Genomic DNA, 14,655 nt, shown 5'->3' on the forward strand with positions numbered 1-14,655 from the left:
CCCTTGGTTTCGGCACACGCTGAATCGAACGAGCCCGCCGCCCCCCTCGGGGACGGCGGGCTCGTTCGATTGCGGCTCGACATCTCCTACGACGGCACCGACTTCTCGGGTTGGGCCCGTCAGACCGACCTGCGCACTGTGTGCGGCGAGATCGAAGACAAGTTGGGTACGGTGTTACGGCAACCGGTTCAGCTCACTGTTGCCGGTCGAACCGACGCGGGTGTACACGCGACCGGGCAGGTAGCGCACGTCGACGTCCCGGGCGAGTTGCTCCCGGACGACCCTTCGCGACTTGTGCGCAGGCTCGCACGATTCTTGCCCAAGGACGTTCGGGTCAAACAGATCTCGGTGGTTCCCGGTGAGTTCGACGCGCGCTTCTCGGCGATGCGACGCTATTACGAGTACCGGGTGACCAACGCGGCATTCGGCGTGGAACCCCTGCGCGCACGCGATACCGTGTCGTACCCCAAACCACTCGATCTCGGCGCGATGCAGGAAGCGTCGAATCGGCTTCTTGGTCTTCACAACTTCGCGGCATTCTGCAAGCGTCGAGAAGGTGCCACGACGGTGCGAGAGCTGCAACGTTTCGACTGGGCACAAGAGGGCACGGTATTCACGGCCTACGTGAATGCTGACGCATTCTGCTGGTCGATGGTTCGGAGTCTTGTAGGCGCCGTCCTCTCTGTCGGTGAGGGACGGCGCACCACCGACTGGGTGGCAGGTTTGCTCGACGAAACTTCGCGGTCCAGTTCCATCCTCGTTGCGCCGGCGCACGGACTTTCGTTGGTTCGCGTGGACTACCCTGACTACTCGGAACTGGCTGCCCGCAACGCGATTACCCGTGAGACCCGCGAGATCCCGTCTTCGGGCGGATGCTGCGGCGACTGACATCGGTCAGGGGCGTGTAGCTGGAGGCGAGGCGTTCGGTTTTCCTTCGGGCCTTTTGTCTGGTTTCCTTAAGTGATGAACGCTGCGAGGCCTCGACGAGAACTTTCACTCATATCGGTAGTAGTTCCTACATTCAATGCGGTCGATCTCATCGGTGAACAGTTGGATGCATTGGCGGAGCAGGACTATGACGGGGATTTCGAGGTGCTGGTCAGCGATAACGGTTCAACCGACGGGCTCCGTAGTTTTGTCGAGTCTCATCCGCTGAAGGAACGACTGCGGCTGAAATGGGTAGACGCGTCGGCATTGAAAGGTGTGTCTTACGCCCGGAATACTGGCGTAGCGTCTGCACGAGGAGAATTTATCGCCTTCTGTGATGCAGACGATCGTGTGCACTCTAGCTGGCTACGTTCACTGGCTCATGCGGCGGCGAGGTGTGATCTAGTGAGCGGAGCGTTGGAGACGGCCACTATCAACTCACCAGAAGTTAATCGCTGGCGAGAGTTCATCCCGACCGCGACTCCCCATTCGTACGCCACATTTCTCCCCTATGCTTTTGGCTGCAATTTCGGCGTGTGGAAACTCGCGTACGAGACAGTCGGCGGCTGCGACGAATCGCTGCCTACCGGTGGAGGTGATGATGTCGATTTCTCTTGGCGACTGCAATTGGCTGGTATGACACTCGTCCACGAGATGGACGCCATCGTTGCCTATCGCCTCCGTCCAGATTTGCGTGGGACATGGCGGCAACTTCATAACTACGGCGTGGCAGGTGCGGAGTTACACAAGAAGTACAGCAGGCTCGGTTTCGCGAGGTCGACTCCGCGTGCAGTCGCAATCGAAGTCGCGGCGTTGATGCTCTTGAGCCCACTACTTCCACAATTCGTCACCCGCATGCCGCGAGGAAAGTGGATCACACACGCAGGATTCTTCGTCGGCAAATTAAGAGGTAGCATCCGATACCGTACTTTCTACTTGTGAAGGCGAAATCGAGGGCGCTTTGAGGAGAATTGCCGATCACCTTTAGAGTTAACTAACGCACACATAGATGCGCAAGTCTTCAATGCTTCTCATCTATTGGATGCGCGCGGTATAAAGAGCCGATTATCACTTGAGATGCACGGGAGATGCGTATATCTTCGCGGTGTTAATCCGGGTGGTCTGCTTCCGTTGCGGAAAATCGAAGTAACACGCATGGGTGTATTCGATCTGTCCGTACACAGGGACGGTGACGAGAATGCGCGGCATTCGGACATAATCGCATAAAACAGAATGATCGTTATCTTTTCTCGGAGCTCGCACCGGGGTGGTGGGAAATAGGTGTTCGTCGAATCAGGCTGAACCGTACGGTCGTCCGCCCACCCGACGATGGCGACCCGCGTCTATCATGCAGAGTTGTTCCTTTGCCGAAGATTGCAATCGCCGCTCTCGCTGAAAGCTTGCGGAGAACCTGCGATGACCGTTAGATGCCAATCTTTCGAACGCGAGACGGAAACCTATCGTCGTCGTCGACGACGCTCGCAGTTCGTTCAAGGCGCACCGGAAGCGGCGGTCTAGACGGTGTTGTCGCATGGCAAAGCCTTCGGCACTTCTATGTCAGCTCCCTCGTCTTCTCTGGCACGTCGGTCAAGACAGTGCTAAAACGGTTTGGACGCGCGAGTGCATTGGACGAGCGAATCCGCGATGCCATTGATGCGGCGTTGAGTCGGGACCGACTCCGGAGGGGACGAGACCGGCCACCGCACAGGTTGGTGAGCGGTGGCGGGTTTGGGCGACATTGCTGCAGGTGGGCGGCTATCCCGCCAGTTGGCGCGCGATGACCAGTCGCTGAATCTGGTTGGTGCCCTCGAAGATCTGCGTGATCTTGGCCTCGCGCATGTAGCGCTCGACGGGGAAGTCCTGGGTGTATCCGTACCCACCGAATACCTGAACGGCGTCGGTGGTGACCTTCATTGCCGCGTCGGTGGCAACAAGCTTTGCGACGCTGGCATTGCGCGAATACGGCACTCCGGCGTCGCGGCGGCGGGCAGCATCGAGGTAGGTGGCACGAGCGGAGTCAACTGCGGCAGCCATGTCTGCGAGCACGAACCCGAGTCCCTGGTGATCGATGATCCGCTTGCCGAATGCCTTGCGCTCCTTCGCGTAAGCGACCGCGTCGTCGAGCGCGCCCTGAGCGATTCCGACGGCAACAGCAGCGATACCGAGTCGACCGGAGTCGAGCGCACTGAAAGCGATCGGGAGCCCCTGACCGCGCTGGCCGATCAATCGCTCGTCAGGAATGAAGGCATCGTCGTAGTTCGCGGAGGCAGTGGGGACCGCGCGTAGCCCCATCTTCTCTTCGGGTTTACCGAAGCTGAGGCCCTCGGTGTCCTTGTCCACCAGGAGGCAGGAGACGCCGCGTGAGCCGTCGTCACTGGTGCGGGCGAAGAGGTTGTAGAAGTCCGCCTTGCCGCCGTTGGTGATCCAGGCTTTCGAGCCATTGACGCGGTAACCACCTTCGGTGGGCGTCGCCTTGCACGACAACGCGGCGGCGTCGGATCCGGCCTGCGCTTCGGAGAGGCTGTATGCGCCGATGGTGTTGCCGCCCAGCATGTCCGGAAGCCAGCGGTTCTTCTGTTGGTCGGTGCCGAAGGTGAACAGCGGGAAGCATGACAGGCTGTGGACGCTTACTGCCACCGCAACCGCGGCCCAGCGCGAGGCGATCTCTTCGAGGACTTGGAGGTAGACCTCGTACGGCTGGTCGCCGCCACCGAACTCCTCGGGATACGGAAGGCTCAGTAGGCCCGCCTGTCCGAGTGCAGGGAACACTCCGTCGGGATACTTCTCGGCCTTCTCGTATTCGTTGACCTTGGGCGCGAGTACCTTGTTTGCGACATCACGCGTCAGTTCGATGAGATCGCGAGCTTCTTGGCTGGGCATCAGGCGTTCGACGGGCACGGTCGGCTCCTAGCTAGGCAGTAGTACTGAGAACGATACTGCAGTACTGTTTTGCGTATGGCAAGGCTGGTTCGCAAGACGACTGCGCGCAGGGCGGAACTGTTCGATCAGTTGGTCGAGCTGTTCCTGAGCGAGGGTTTCGCCCACCTCACGCTCGACGAGATCGCAGCTCGTCTGCACTGCTCCAAGAGCACCTTGTACACAGTCGCGGCCGGCAAGGAGGACCTGGTGCGGGCGGTGACGGTTCACTTCTTCCGTGCAGCGACCGATGCGGTGGAGAGTGCCGTGGCTGCAGAGGCGACACCGACTCGTCGAGTCGCGGTCTATCTCGAAGCAGTCGGTGATCAGTTGTCCGCGGCCTCCCGTCAATTCATGGAAGACCTGTCTGAATCGGTGTCGGCGAACCAGGTTTACGAAAAGAACACGTCGATCGCCGCGGATCGTGTGAGAGCACTGATCGTCGAGGGGGTGGATTCGGGCGCATTCCGGCAGGTACACGCGGCATTTGTTGCCGACGCGGCCGCGGCGACGATGGTTCGGATCCAGCAACGCGCGGTCTATCGGGCAACGGGATTGGACGATGCCAGCGCGTATCGGGAATTGGCCGCACTCATCACGGACGGGATCACTGCGTGAGAGGTCGCTAGCATCGATGTTCATGGCACCTTTGAACGTCGAAGTCATCGTAGGTTCGGTCCGCGAAGGGCGAATAGGACGAGCAGTGGCGGATTGGTTTGTCGAGCGCACAACCACGAACCCGTCGTGGAACGTGTCGGTGATCGACCTCAGAGAGCTGTCGTTGCCCCAGGATTTCTCGGATTCACCTGCCGCGGAGGTTTTCCGCAAGCGAATCGATCGGGCCGACGCTGTTGTTGCCGTGACCTCCGAGTACAACCACGGGTATCCGGCTGCCCTCAAGACCGCATTCGATTCCGTGAAGCACGAGTGGCGGGCCAAGCCGATCGGCTTCGTGTCCTACGGCGGGATTTCGGGAGGTGTTCGGGCCGTCGAACAGCTGAGGCAAGTAGTGGCGGAGCTGCACATGGTCTCGGTGCGTCAAAGCGTGACCATTCACCGGGTACGTAAGCAATTCGGACACGAGCCGTACGGCATCGATCCAATTGTGATCGATGCGACCGAGAAGATGATTCGTGAATTGCATTGGTGGGGGAGCGGATTGCATACGCAGCGTGCGAGTGACCCATACCCCGGCTGATCGGGAACCTACGCGATCACGCCATCTGGTGAGCGTCGCCGGCTCGTGGACGACCGATGAACGAGGTCTCGGAAGCAATGGTCACCAGGGTCAGTTCGACGCGAGTGCGGCCGGTTTCGACCGTGATCTTGTCACCGAGTGCGAATGGCTGAACTATCGAGATTTCAGGGTCGATCCGAGGCCATTGGCGGGGATGTCCGTATACGTAGATCGCGGTCACGCCCGCACGTGGAGGTAGCCCCTCGACTCCGTCGAACACGACAGTGTTGAAGGCGCCCTCAGGTCCACCGCCCTGACCGGACACGCGGAGTCGGTCGGGCACTCCCATGGAGTCGGTGAGGGCGGTCCAGGCTTCCGGTCGATCGGTGTGGATAAGTACTCGTGCGCCGGTAGCGATGGCTCTGAAGATCAATTGCTGAGCCAGATAGAGTTCGCCGGCGACAAAGACGGTGTTGACGCCGGGACCCGAAATTCTGGCTGTGACACCGTGCCCGTTTCGGTCGGAGCCGATGAGCTGGCCGCACCCGGCAAGAGGTAGAGCGAGTGAGTCGAGTGTGCCCGCGTCCATGCGGATGTGTGGCGTGATCGGGTCCAGCGCAGTCAGTGCGGTCGGCAAGTTGGTCAGCAATCCGTCGCGTTGGCGCCCACGTAACGAGACCAAACCGGCCAGCGGTGCGTTCTCAGGCGGATTGCGCGTGGTGAAGCGGCATGTCGCGCTGACCTTCGCCTCTCCGCGTTCGCCGTTGGGGCGCAACCGAATTGTCACGGATGTCCCGACCGTTGCCACTGCCCATATTCGAGTCAGGGTCGAGGTGGTGATGAAGCGGGGTTCAATCCCGTATCCCACGTTGGACACGCCGGGCAACGGAGTACTTCGCCATGTTTCGGTGACCTCGTCGCTGGCCACTCCTCTTGTCACCTGGGCAGTGGACGAGGCAATTTCCGGTGCGGTCAGGATCCGCGCCTTGCATCCCGCTGTATCGAGAACCCGGATGACACGATTGGCGGCAACAGCGATCGCGCGTCCCGCGCCCTGTTCGCCCCCGCCGCGGCGCTCGACTGCTGCAGAACCCTCGAGAGCGTCGAAACGTAGTGCAAGCCAAACACTTCTGGTGGCGGTGGCTGGTAGCGGTCCGATGAGTCGTTCGTAGACTTCGGTAGCCGGAGTTCCGGATGCGGCGCGATATCCGTGACTGACGATGTCGATGCCGGTGAGCGAGATGTCGTGCTGATGAAGACAATCCACGAGCGCAGCCGTGGGCAGGAGGTGGGACGCGTCGAACGAATGACGCCCGATCCTGGTCAGGTAGTCGCGTGGGGGAGCGATCTCGACGACAGCGACGAGTGAAGATCCGTCCACCCGCAGTCCGATCGACTGCTCGGAGGGGGTGTGAAAACTGACGATCGTTCCGCCGTCCACGGTCTTGTGGCGAAGATAGCGAAAGTACCTGGCAATCCAGGACATTACCGACCAACCGCCCACATGGAGCAGCATTGATCCGGCAACCACACAGCCAATTGCCAGCGCCCAGAGCCAATCCAGCCCACTGACCATCGCGATTCCGCCCGCACCGATTCCCAGAATCTGTGCCGACACGAATTCGCGCGTCGAAATCCTGTGCGACGACGGCCAATGCTTCAACCGCGATTGGTCCACGGTTCCTCCCCGATACCTGACCTGCCTACTACCCGAAATTTCCGCCCCAGCGAAACTGTACTGTGTCTTCGCAAGGGGATGTAAGGCACGGGGGGAATGATGGCTGCAACACCTACCACGCGCTCGCAGGTCAACGGGTACCGTTTCCTGGTCAGGCGGATGGAACATGCGCTGGTAAGACGAGACGTACGGATGCTTCATGATCCGATGCGATCACAGTCGCGCGCCTTCACCGTCGGAATAGTCCTCGCCGCACTGGGATTGGCGGGTTGCGCAGTACTCGCCCTCTTTCGGCCACAGGACAAGATCGGTGACGCCGACATTGTGGTCGCAAAAGAATCGGGCGCAATGTTCGTCGCCATGGAGGGCACTTTTCGCCCTGTGCTGAACTTGGCTTCCGCTCGATTGATTCTGGGTTCGCCAGGAAAACCGGCAATGGTCAAGGCATCCGAGGTCGAGGCGAAACCCCGGGGCGCGCTCGTCGGCATTCCCGGCGCACCGTCCGCCCTGCCGGAATCGGCCGACCCGACCAACGCCTTGTGGACGGTATGCGATTCCGTCGGATCCGACGGGAGAAGATCGTTGACGACTTCGGTCTTGGTCGGCTCGTCCAATGTTGGTGAAAACACCACATATCTGACGAATGACCGTGGATTTCTGGTGAAGTCGGGTTCCGATCACTTTCTCGTGTACGACGGGAAGCGAGCGGCAATCGATGTGGGCGATCCGGCGATCATGCGGGCTTTGGGACTGGAAGGGGCACAGGTGCGCCCGATCAGTACCGGATTCCTCAATTCGATTCCCGAAGTTCCGCGCGTCGAGGCTCCGCGCATTCCCGGACTGGGATCAGCGCCCCGGTTTCCTCTGCAGAACAAGACTGTCGGCTCCGTCGTCCAGGTTTCTGTGGGTGCGGACCAGCAGTACTACGTGGTACTCGAGAACGGCATCCAGAAGGTCGGCGCGGCAGTTGCCCAACTGATCTACTTCTCGGATTCGCAGGGCGCTACCGGGATCACAAGCGTCACCCCTGATGCCATCAGTCGTATCCCCTCGGTGAGTGAGCTGGCCGTCGACTCGTTGCCGCTGGTGGCTCCAGAGGTACTCGACGATCACGACGCACCTGTCGGCTGTCTGGAATGGGGTCCCTCACCTGCCGTCGAGGGCGGCGAAAGTAATTCTGCAACGCTGAAACTCATCGCTGGATTGCAGGTTCCGATCCCGGAGGGTAGCAAGTTGGTGTCCTTGGCGCAGGCGGACGGATCGGGTGACAATCTCGACAGCGCCCATGTCGAACAGGGCTTCGGCGGGTTTGTTCAAGCGACCGGAATCGAGACGAACAGCACCAGACACGACGGAGTATTCTACGTCGCCGATACCGGTGTGAAATATGGAGTACCGGACGAAACTTCTGCTCGCGCCCTCGGATTGACGCGAACGCCTGATCGTGCGCCTTGGCAGATACTCGATCTACTTGCATCAGGTCCTGCGCTCGAGAAGAGCAATGCTCTGATAGCTCACGACGGAGTCGCCCCCGATTCAGCGCCGGCCGCTCCGGTGAACTGAACGCGTCTCACAGTTCAGAGATCGACGTCCCGTCCTTCGGGAAGTCGCCGACGAATTACTCGACGAATGGGCATCGACGCCAACAGCGCCAGTAAGGCGAGAGTGCCGACGGTTCCGGCTCCGACGAGTGCCGCGTCGCGAGATCGGTTGTCGGGGGCCGGTGGCGTGGGTAGGGGATCGATCGGTACCGACTGATGGTTGACCCTGACACGTTCTCCTGGGACCAATTCGCCCGTGACCGCGGCGAGCGGATCGATGACGCCGTGACCGATGTAGGGATTCCAACCCTGCGCCGGGGCGTGGGCGGTGGCTTCGATACGTTGTATGACCTCAAGTGGAGTCAGTTCCGGGTGAACCGACCTCACCAGTGCGGCGGTTGCCGCGACATAGGGCGCAGCGAAACTGGTCCCGTTGAACGACTGTACGGCGCCGTCGGAACCGTAAACCCCGTTGGTCAGACCGGGTAACGTCGGGTGAAGTGAGGTGATTCCGGTGCCGGGCGCCGCCACGTCGACCCATGGACCGCCGAGGCTGAAGGAACTGGCGGCGCCATTGGGGTCTACCGATCCCACTGTGAGGACATAGTCGTCGTACCAAGCCGGACTGGCAATCGTCACAACCGAGTTCCATGGATCGGCTAGGGGATTGAGGGGATCCGGTGGTGGATTCTGGTTCTTGCAACCTCCGGATCCGACGTTACCTGCAGCGGCGACGACTACGACATTCTTCGTGATCGTGGCGTATTCGATTGCCGCGCCGAGTCGTTGGTCGTTGATCCCGTCCCCGGCAGGCTTACAGGCGACTTCGGAGATATTGATGACGCTCGCACCCATGTCCGCAGCGTGACGGACGGCCGATGCCATGGTGTCGACGTTTCCGTACCCGGATGAGTTCTCGGCTACAGCAGGGTCTTCGCGCTGGCCGGCCACCGAGAAGGCGGCACTGGACTGCCTGATCGAGATGATCTGTGCGTCCGGCGCAGCTCCGGAGAATCCGGAACCCTCGACCTGCTCGGTGGCGATGAGACCGGCCACGACTGTTCCGTGTGAGTCACAATCGTCGGTGCCGTCGGATGTCCCGACGTAGTCACCGCCGCCTTCGAGCGACGGTAGGCGGGGATGCCTGCTGACGCCGGTGTCGATGACAGCAATTCGCTGTCCTGCCCCTCGGGTGATCGGCCACACCGAATCGAATCCCAGATCTTGTTGAGAACGTGGAATGTCTGCACCGTCACCACCTGCCACCGCTGGGACGCACAGGGTTCGTTGTTCGGTGGGTTGTGGAGGTGCGGGGGGACCGTCCTCCGGCAGCATTGCAGGATCGACGGGGGAAGGAACCGCGCTCGATGCGCCACCCGCCCCGGCGAGAACGCTGAAGGCAACGATCACGAGACTGGCGCAGATGTTTGTTGCACGTCGAATCACCATCGATCACCGATCGCTCAGAGGCCACGCATGAGCGCGAAGAGCCCGCTGACCCAGCAGATCAGCGGAACGATTGCCGCAATCGCAGCGAGGTCCAACAGTTCTGCTGCTCGTCGCATCACGGGGCTGAATGTGTTCTGGGGGGCGAGGATTCCCAGAATCAGTGCCAGGAGGAGAACGATCATCGTGATGGCGAAGATGACCATGGCATAGTCGCGATGCGCCCATGCCATGTCGCCCAGGAGAACGAGAATCACCGAGATTCCGGCCGTGATGAGTGGGATCGCCTGCTGCGCGCCCGCGTAGGTGCGCCCACGAAACATCAGCACGACGGAAGTCGCGAAAGCGAGAGCAAGGTTCGGCCAGACGATTCCCTGACCAGGCCAGGACCATGCGAGTGCGACGGCAGCGGTGAGCGCGACCACTGACGTGGCCACGATCAGCCCGGTCAGATAGCTACGGGCCCGCCCTGCCCTTTCGGCCAACTCGGTCAGCCCGGGTAGTTCGGGCTCGGGCAGTCCGTCACGGTCGTCGTAGAGGGGATTACTCGGTGTCGGAACCGGGGGAAGCGGTAGTCGCGCGAACAACATCGACAGTCGAGCGGTGAATGTCAGAACGATCAATGCGGTGGCAATCACCGCGCCGCTGACGGTCGCGGTGCGCGCCTCGGGGAGCGTCGTCGTGACGGCAAAGGTGCCCACCGCCGCGAGAAGGACGACGAGAAATGCGGTGAAAACAGCTAGCCCGGCACCGCACAGGCGGAGGCAGATCAGAATTACCGCGGCGGAAAATGCCGAACCGAGAAGCAGATGAGCCGAAAGGACGGTGCCGGGCACGCAGAGTGCGCCGGAGACGAACGCCAGCGGCACCGACGCGCATCCGAGCGTGACGGAACTTGCAGTGTCTCCGTACACGCGCGCTGTCACGATGGCGGCGACGGTGAACACCAAGGACGTGACTCCGCCGCAGACGGCGCCGATCAGTCCCGTATCGCCGAGGACCAGGGCGAGGGCCGCGACGAGCGCAGCGATGAGGGCGGCGGTCGAGCCGACAATGCGCGCGGTGACCGGAGTCCAGCGTCGGTAGATGTCTGCGTCCGTGGCCGCGACGGTGTACATGATGTCGTCGAAGAGTGGGGGCGGGGCCGCCGTGTCCGCGGCATCGAGTACGAGCAATTCCCCATCACGGATTCCGTGCTCGTGCAACGACAGCGTCGGTGACAGCGGTGCCCTGCCGACTTTCGACAGAGTCCAGTCAACGGGCTCGAATTGTTCGGTGCTGTGGTCGAACTCGTTGACATGGCTGTGGTTGACAATTGTGTCCACAATGCCCGGAATGACCACCGCGAGCGGAACACGAAGCGGCACCGCAATATCCACCTGCGAATGCGCTGAAAGTACCGTCAGCCTGCACAGCTCGGCAGAATGACTCGCGCGTCGTCCGTTTCGGGTGTTCGCGGCGCTGGTTGTAGTGGTGCTGGTCAAGATCTATCCCCTCCCATGACGCGATTCCCCTGTCGCGTCACCCCAGTTCACCCGAACAATACGACATGAAGTGCGCCCGTGTCGGGGACAGCTTCGACAACAGGTGGTACCGACCCAAGTGTCGGCGTTGTGATCTACTCTTTTGCAATTGCGCGATCACGCCTTGGGGGGCGGGCGGTAGCCGGACGAGGCGCATTGCGACAACAGTTGCAGCACCGATGGGGGTGGGTGAATTGAGCACTGTCAGATTTGCGCGTCGAGCGCGCCGTGAATCGCCGCGTACACCGGGCGGCGAGGTGACACTTCAGGCTCCACCTGAGATTCCTCGCGTCACGCCGGGAAACCTACTGACCAAACTACTTCCGGTGATCATGGTGGTTGCCATGATCGGCATGGTGGCGCTGATGTTCTCTTCCGGCATGGCGCGCAATCCGATGTCTCTCCTGTTTCCGGTCATGATGATGGTGTCGATGCTCGGGATGCTCGCCGGGGGCGGTCGTAGCGGTGGAGCGCGGGCGTCCGAAGCGAACGAGGACCGCAAGGACTACCTGCGGTACCTGGATCAGATGCGCAGCGATGTTGCCGCGACGTCTGGTGCGCAGCGTGCTGCTCTTCAATGGAGCAATCCCGAGTCGGCGCTGCTCTGGACACTCGCCGGAACAGTGCGGATGTGGGAGCGTCAGATCACCGACTCGGACTACTGCCACGTTCGGGTCGGTCTGGGTACACAGCGATTGGCCACCAGACTCGTATCTCCGGAGACCGGTCCGGTCGAGGATCTCGAACCCGTCGCTGCTGTCTCGCTTCGGCGATTCGTTCGTGCGCATTCGGTTGTCAAGGATCTGCCGACAGCCGTCTCGCTTCGCGGATTTGCTGCGATGTCCATCGAGGGGCAGCGAGATTCAGCTCGTTCGCTTGTCCGCTCGATGTTGATGCAGCTGTGCACTTTCCATGGTCCGGACACGGTCCAAGTTGCGGTGGTGTGCGGACCCGATACCGAATCCGAGTGGGAGTGGGTCAAGTGGCTCCCACACGTGCAACACCCGGAGTCTCAGGACGGCGTGGGCGCTTCACGCATGGTGTTCGGTTCGTATCTCGAGTTCGAAAGTTCCCTCGGGGAACCGCTTTCGATGCGGGCTCGATTCGCTCGCAACACTCCGGCGAGTGCGGGTGTTCCGCATCTCGTGTTGGTCGTAGACGGTGGGTTGCTCGAAGGTGACACCGGCCTGTTGTCCGAATCCGGGCTCGACTCGGTGACCGTCCTCGACCTGTGCGGGTTCTGCCCGCGACTGGCGGCGGCGCGCGGTTTGCGACTGGTTGTCGGTAGCGATCAGATCGGCGCGGTGAGCAGCGCAGGAGTCGAGAACTTTGCGACGCCGGACGCTGCGTCGACCAGCCTGGCGCAGTCGTTCGGACGTCGCATCGCACCGTTCCGTGCGGCATCACAGAACGCCGTCGACGTAGCTGACGACGACCGGTCCCTTCGGAGCTGGAGTCAGATGTTGGGGATCGGAAATGTTGCGAGGTTCAATCCTGAGCATGGCTGGCTGCCACGTCAGGGGCGCGATCGACTCCGCGTGCCGATCGGAGTCGGACAAGACGGAAACCCCGTCGAACTGGATCTGAAGGAGTCAGCCGAGAACGGTATGGGACCGCACGGGCTGTGTATCGGAGCCACCGGTTCTGGCAAGTCGGAGTTCCTGCGAACCTTGGTGCTCGGCCTGATCGCGACGCACTCACCCAACGCACTGAACCTCGTCCTGATCGACTTCAAAGGTGGTGCAACCTTTCTCGGAACCGTAAGTCAAGTGGGACGCTTATGCTGAATCCATGCGCGCAGCGATCTACACCCGAATCTCCAGTGACCAGACCGGCGAAGGGCTCGGCGTCAGTCGTCAGCTCGAGGACTGCCAGGCTCTCGCAGAATCATTGAATTGGGAAGTAGTAGAACACTTTTCGGACAACAACATTTCGGCTTACTCGGGCCGTGTCAGGCCGGGTTTCGAGACCATGCTCGACGGCATGAAGAACGGGCAGTACGACGCGCTGATCTGCTGGCACCCCGACCGATTGCACCGCAACATGAAAGACCTCGAGCGATTGATCACCTTGGCCGACGAGGGCGGTATCGAATTGCGCACTGTGCGGGGTGGAAATTTCGACTTGTCGACCCCCGCCGGGCGCATGATTGCCAGTGTCATGGGAGCAATTGCGCGGCAGGAATCCGAGCACACGAGTGAGCGACGCAAACGTGCCAACGAGCAGAAAGCGGCGTCAGGCGTGTGGAGCGCCTCGCGCAGACCATTCGGCTACTCACCATCGGGTGAGCCTCACGAGCCCGAGGCGTCGGCTGTGTCCACAGCGGCAGCCGACGTTTTGGCAGGTACGTCGTTGCGGCAGGTTGCGCGGGAATGGAACCAAAGCGGTCTACGGACAACCCACGGCGGTATCGAGTGGCGCGCAACGAGTGTGAGACGAGTGTTAGCGAACCCGCGCTACGCCGCCTTGGTCGTGCACCGTGGCCGCGTCGTGGGTGCAGGAAATTGGAAACCGTTGATCGACCAGGACTCACACCACGCGTTGCTTGCGTTGTTCAACGATCCGAGCCGCACAAGCGCCGTGTCGTTCGAGCGCAAGCATCAGGGGAGCGGGGTCTACCGATGTGGTGAGTGCGGCCAACGTCTGATCTTGCACGTGGCCACAGGCGGCGTTCGGTCATACCGGTGCCCGCAGCACCACGTGCGCCGCCAACTCGCAGCCCTCGACGAATACATTGACGCCCTCGTGATCAGTCGACTGACAGCACCCGACGCGCAGTTGGTACTCGACGAGCCCGAACGGGATCTACCCGCCATGCAGATCGCTCGGGACGGGTTACAGGCACGTGCAGACGAGTTGTCGTCGTTGTTCGCGGAAGGCGCTATCGACGGTTCTCAGTTGCGCCGTGGCACGTCCGAGCTAAGGGACAAGATTGCTGTCATTGACGCTGAACTTGCCGCCGCGCGGATGGTTTCACCGCTTGCCGACCTCGTGTTGACCGGCGACCAGTTGAGTCGACGGTGGGCTGAACTGTCACCGGATATCCGCGGCAAGGTAATCGACGCCCTGATCACGGTGACCGTGCACAAGTCGCCCAAGGGTCTGCGCCGGTTCGACCCGACGTACGTCGATATCGGCTGGAACACCGCCTCGGAGTAGTTCGACACGGCGTTCTGCACCGATGGACACGACCACCGTTGGACACAGCTTGCACGTATTTGTGTCCGTCGGTGTCCCTCGGTGGTCTACCTGGGGAAATGTAATGTCCGTCGGTGTGTCCCTCGGTGTCCGTCGGTGAGCAGTTTTCCGGCACCGAGGGACACCGAGGGACACCGAGGGACATCACCGACGGACATAACAAAAGACCAGGTCATTAACCGAGGGACACCGACGGACATGTTTGTGCGTGAAGCTGTGTCCATCGGTGACAAGGTCCGACGGTCGGGG

Annotated in this window: 10 protein-coding genes and 1 pseudogene; 7 read left to right on the forward strand and 4 right to left on the reverse strand. The window is 61.3% G+C overall.

From position 1 onward, the window contains the following. Positions 1 to 3 precede the first annotated feature (3 nt). Together truA and R4P65_RS01965 are read left to right on the forward strand one after the other, a co-directional pair. Positions 4 to 888: a tRNA pseudouridine(38-40) synthase TruA gene (truA, locus tag R4P65_RS01960; protein WP_317825243.1), complete on the forward strand. Its 885-nt coding sequence runs from the start codon at positions 4 to 6 to the stop codon at positions 886 to 888. A 75-nt stretch (positions 889 to 963) separates the two neighbouring features. Next, entirely contained in the window at positions 964 to 1,869 is a 906-nt protein-coding gene (locus tag R4P65_RS01965; RefSeq protein WP_317825540.1) for a glycosyltransferase, read from the forward strand. A gap of 813 nt (positions 1,870 to 2,682) precedes the next feature. On the opposite strand, the gene R4P65_RS01970 is transcribed toward R4P65_RS01965, so the two are convergent. Next, positions 2,683 to 3,825 carry an acyl-CoA dehydrogenase family protein gene (locus R4P65_RS01970; protein ID WP_317825244.1) on the reverse strand — a complete coding sequence of 381 codons (1,143 nt, stop codon included), beginning with the start codon at positions 3,823 to 3,825 and terminating at the stop codon, positions 2,683 to 2,685. A 57-nt stretch (positions 3,826 to 3,882) separates the two neighbouring features. Between R4P65_RS01970 and R4P65_RS01975 the strand changes: the two genes are divergently transcribed. Further along, on the forward strand, positions 3,883 to 4,461 hold the full coding sequence (locus R4P65_RS01975) for a TetR/AcrR family transcriptional regulator (protein ID WP_317825245.1): 579 nt from the start codon (positions 3,883 to 3,885) through the stop codon (positions 4,459 to 4,461). A gap of 22 nt (positions 4,462 to 4,483) precedes the next feature. Beyond that, on the forward strand, positions 4,484 to 5,041 hold the full coding sequence (locus tag R4P65_RS01980; protein WP_317825246.1) for an NAD(P)H-dependent oxidoreductase: 558 nt from the start codon (positions 4,484 to 4,486) through the stop codon (positions 5,039 to 5,041). A gap of 16 nt (positions 5,042 to 5,057) precedes the next feature. Here the strand turns inward: R4P65_RS01980 and eccE are convergent, their stop codons facing one another. Then, positions 5,058 to 6,698 (reverse strand): type VII secretion protein EccE, encoded by a 1,641-nt coding sequence (gene eccE, locus R4P65_RS01985; RefSeq protein ID WP_317825247.1) that lies wholly within the window; start codon positions 6,696 to 6,698, stop codon positions 5,058 to 5,060. Positions 6,699 to 6,794: 96 nt separating this feature from the next. On the opposite strand from eccE, the gene eccB reads away from it, so the two are divergent. Beyond that, a complete protein-coding gene (gene eccB / locus R4P65_RS01990; RefSeq protein ID WP_317825248.1) occupies positions 6,795 to 8,261 on the forward strand; it encodes a type VII secretion protein EccB in 1,467 nt (488 codons plus the stop codon). Positions 8,262 to 8,275: 14 nt separating this feature from the next. On the opposite strand, the gene mycP is transcribed toward eccB, so the two are convergent. Next, positions 8,276 to 9,688 (reverse strand): type VII secretion-associated serine protease mycosin, encoded by a 1,413-nt coding sequence (gene mycP, locus R4P65_RS01995; RefSeq protein WP_317825249.1) that lies wholly within the window; start codon positions 9,686 to 9,688, stop codon positions 8,276 to 8,278. A gap of 14 nt (positions 9,689 to 9,702) precedes the next feature. Beyond that, the gene (gene eccD / locus R4P65_RS02000) at positions 9,703 to 11,169 is read right to left on the reverse strand and encodes a type VII secretion integral membrane protein EccD (RefSeq protein ID WP_317825250.1); all 1,467 of its coding nucleotides are present in this window, start codon (positions 11,167 to 11,169) and stop codon (positions 9,703 to 9,705) included. Between the two features lie 233 nt (positions 11,170 to 11,402). On the opposite strand from eccD, the pseudogene eccCa reads away from it, so the two are divergent. Both eccCa and R4P65_RS02010 read left to right on the forward strand, forming a co-directional pair. After that, positions 11,403 to 12,965: pseudogene (gene eccCa / locus R4P65_RS02005) on the forward strand (type VII secretion protein EccCa); the annotation flags it as partial. A gap of 34 nt (positions 12,966 to 12,999) precedes the next feature. Beyond that, positions 13,000 to 14,367 carry a recombinase family protein gene (locus R4P65_RS02010; RefSeq protein WP_317825251.1) on the forward strand — a complete coding sequence of 456 codons (1,368 nt, stop codon included), beginning with the start codon at positions 13,000 to 13,002 and terminating at the stop codon, positions 14,365 to 14,367. Positions 14,368 to 14,655 lie beyond the last annotated feature (288 nt).

Source organism: Rhodococcus sp. IEGM 1318 (assembly GCF_033142465.1).
In the GTDB taxonomy this organism is placed as follows: domain Bacteria; phylum Actinomycetota; class Actinomycetes; order Mycobacteriales; family Mycobacteriaceae; genus Rhodococcus_F; species Rhodococcus_F qingshengii_B.

Bases quoted from the DNA above. Each gene is read 5' to 3' on its own strand.
- R4P65_RS01975 (WP_317825245.1), top strand. From the start codon at position 3,883: ATGGCAAGGCTGGTTCGCAAGACGACTGCGCGCAGGGCGGAACTGTTC.
- mycP (WP_317825249.1), bottom strand. From the start codon at position 9,688: ATGGTGATTCGACGTGCAACAAACATCTGCGCCAGTCTCGTGATCGTT.
- R4P65_RS02010 (WP_317825251.1), top strand. From the start codon at position 13,000: ATGCGCGCAGCGATCTACACCCGAATCTCCAGTGACCAGACCGGCGAA.
- eccB (WP_317825248.1), top strand. From the start codon at position 6,795: ATGATGGCTGCAACACCTACCACGCGCTCGCAGGTCAACGGGTACCGT.
- R4P65_RS01980 (WP_317825246.1), top strand. From the start codon at position 4,484: ATGGCACCTTTGAACGTCGAAGTCATCGTAGGTTCGGTCCGCGAAGGG.
- R4P65_RS01965 (WP_317825540.1), top strand. From the start codon at position 964: ATGAACGCTGCGAGGCCTCGACGAGAACTTTCACTCATATCGGTAGTA.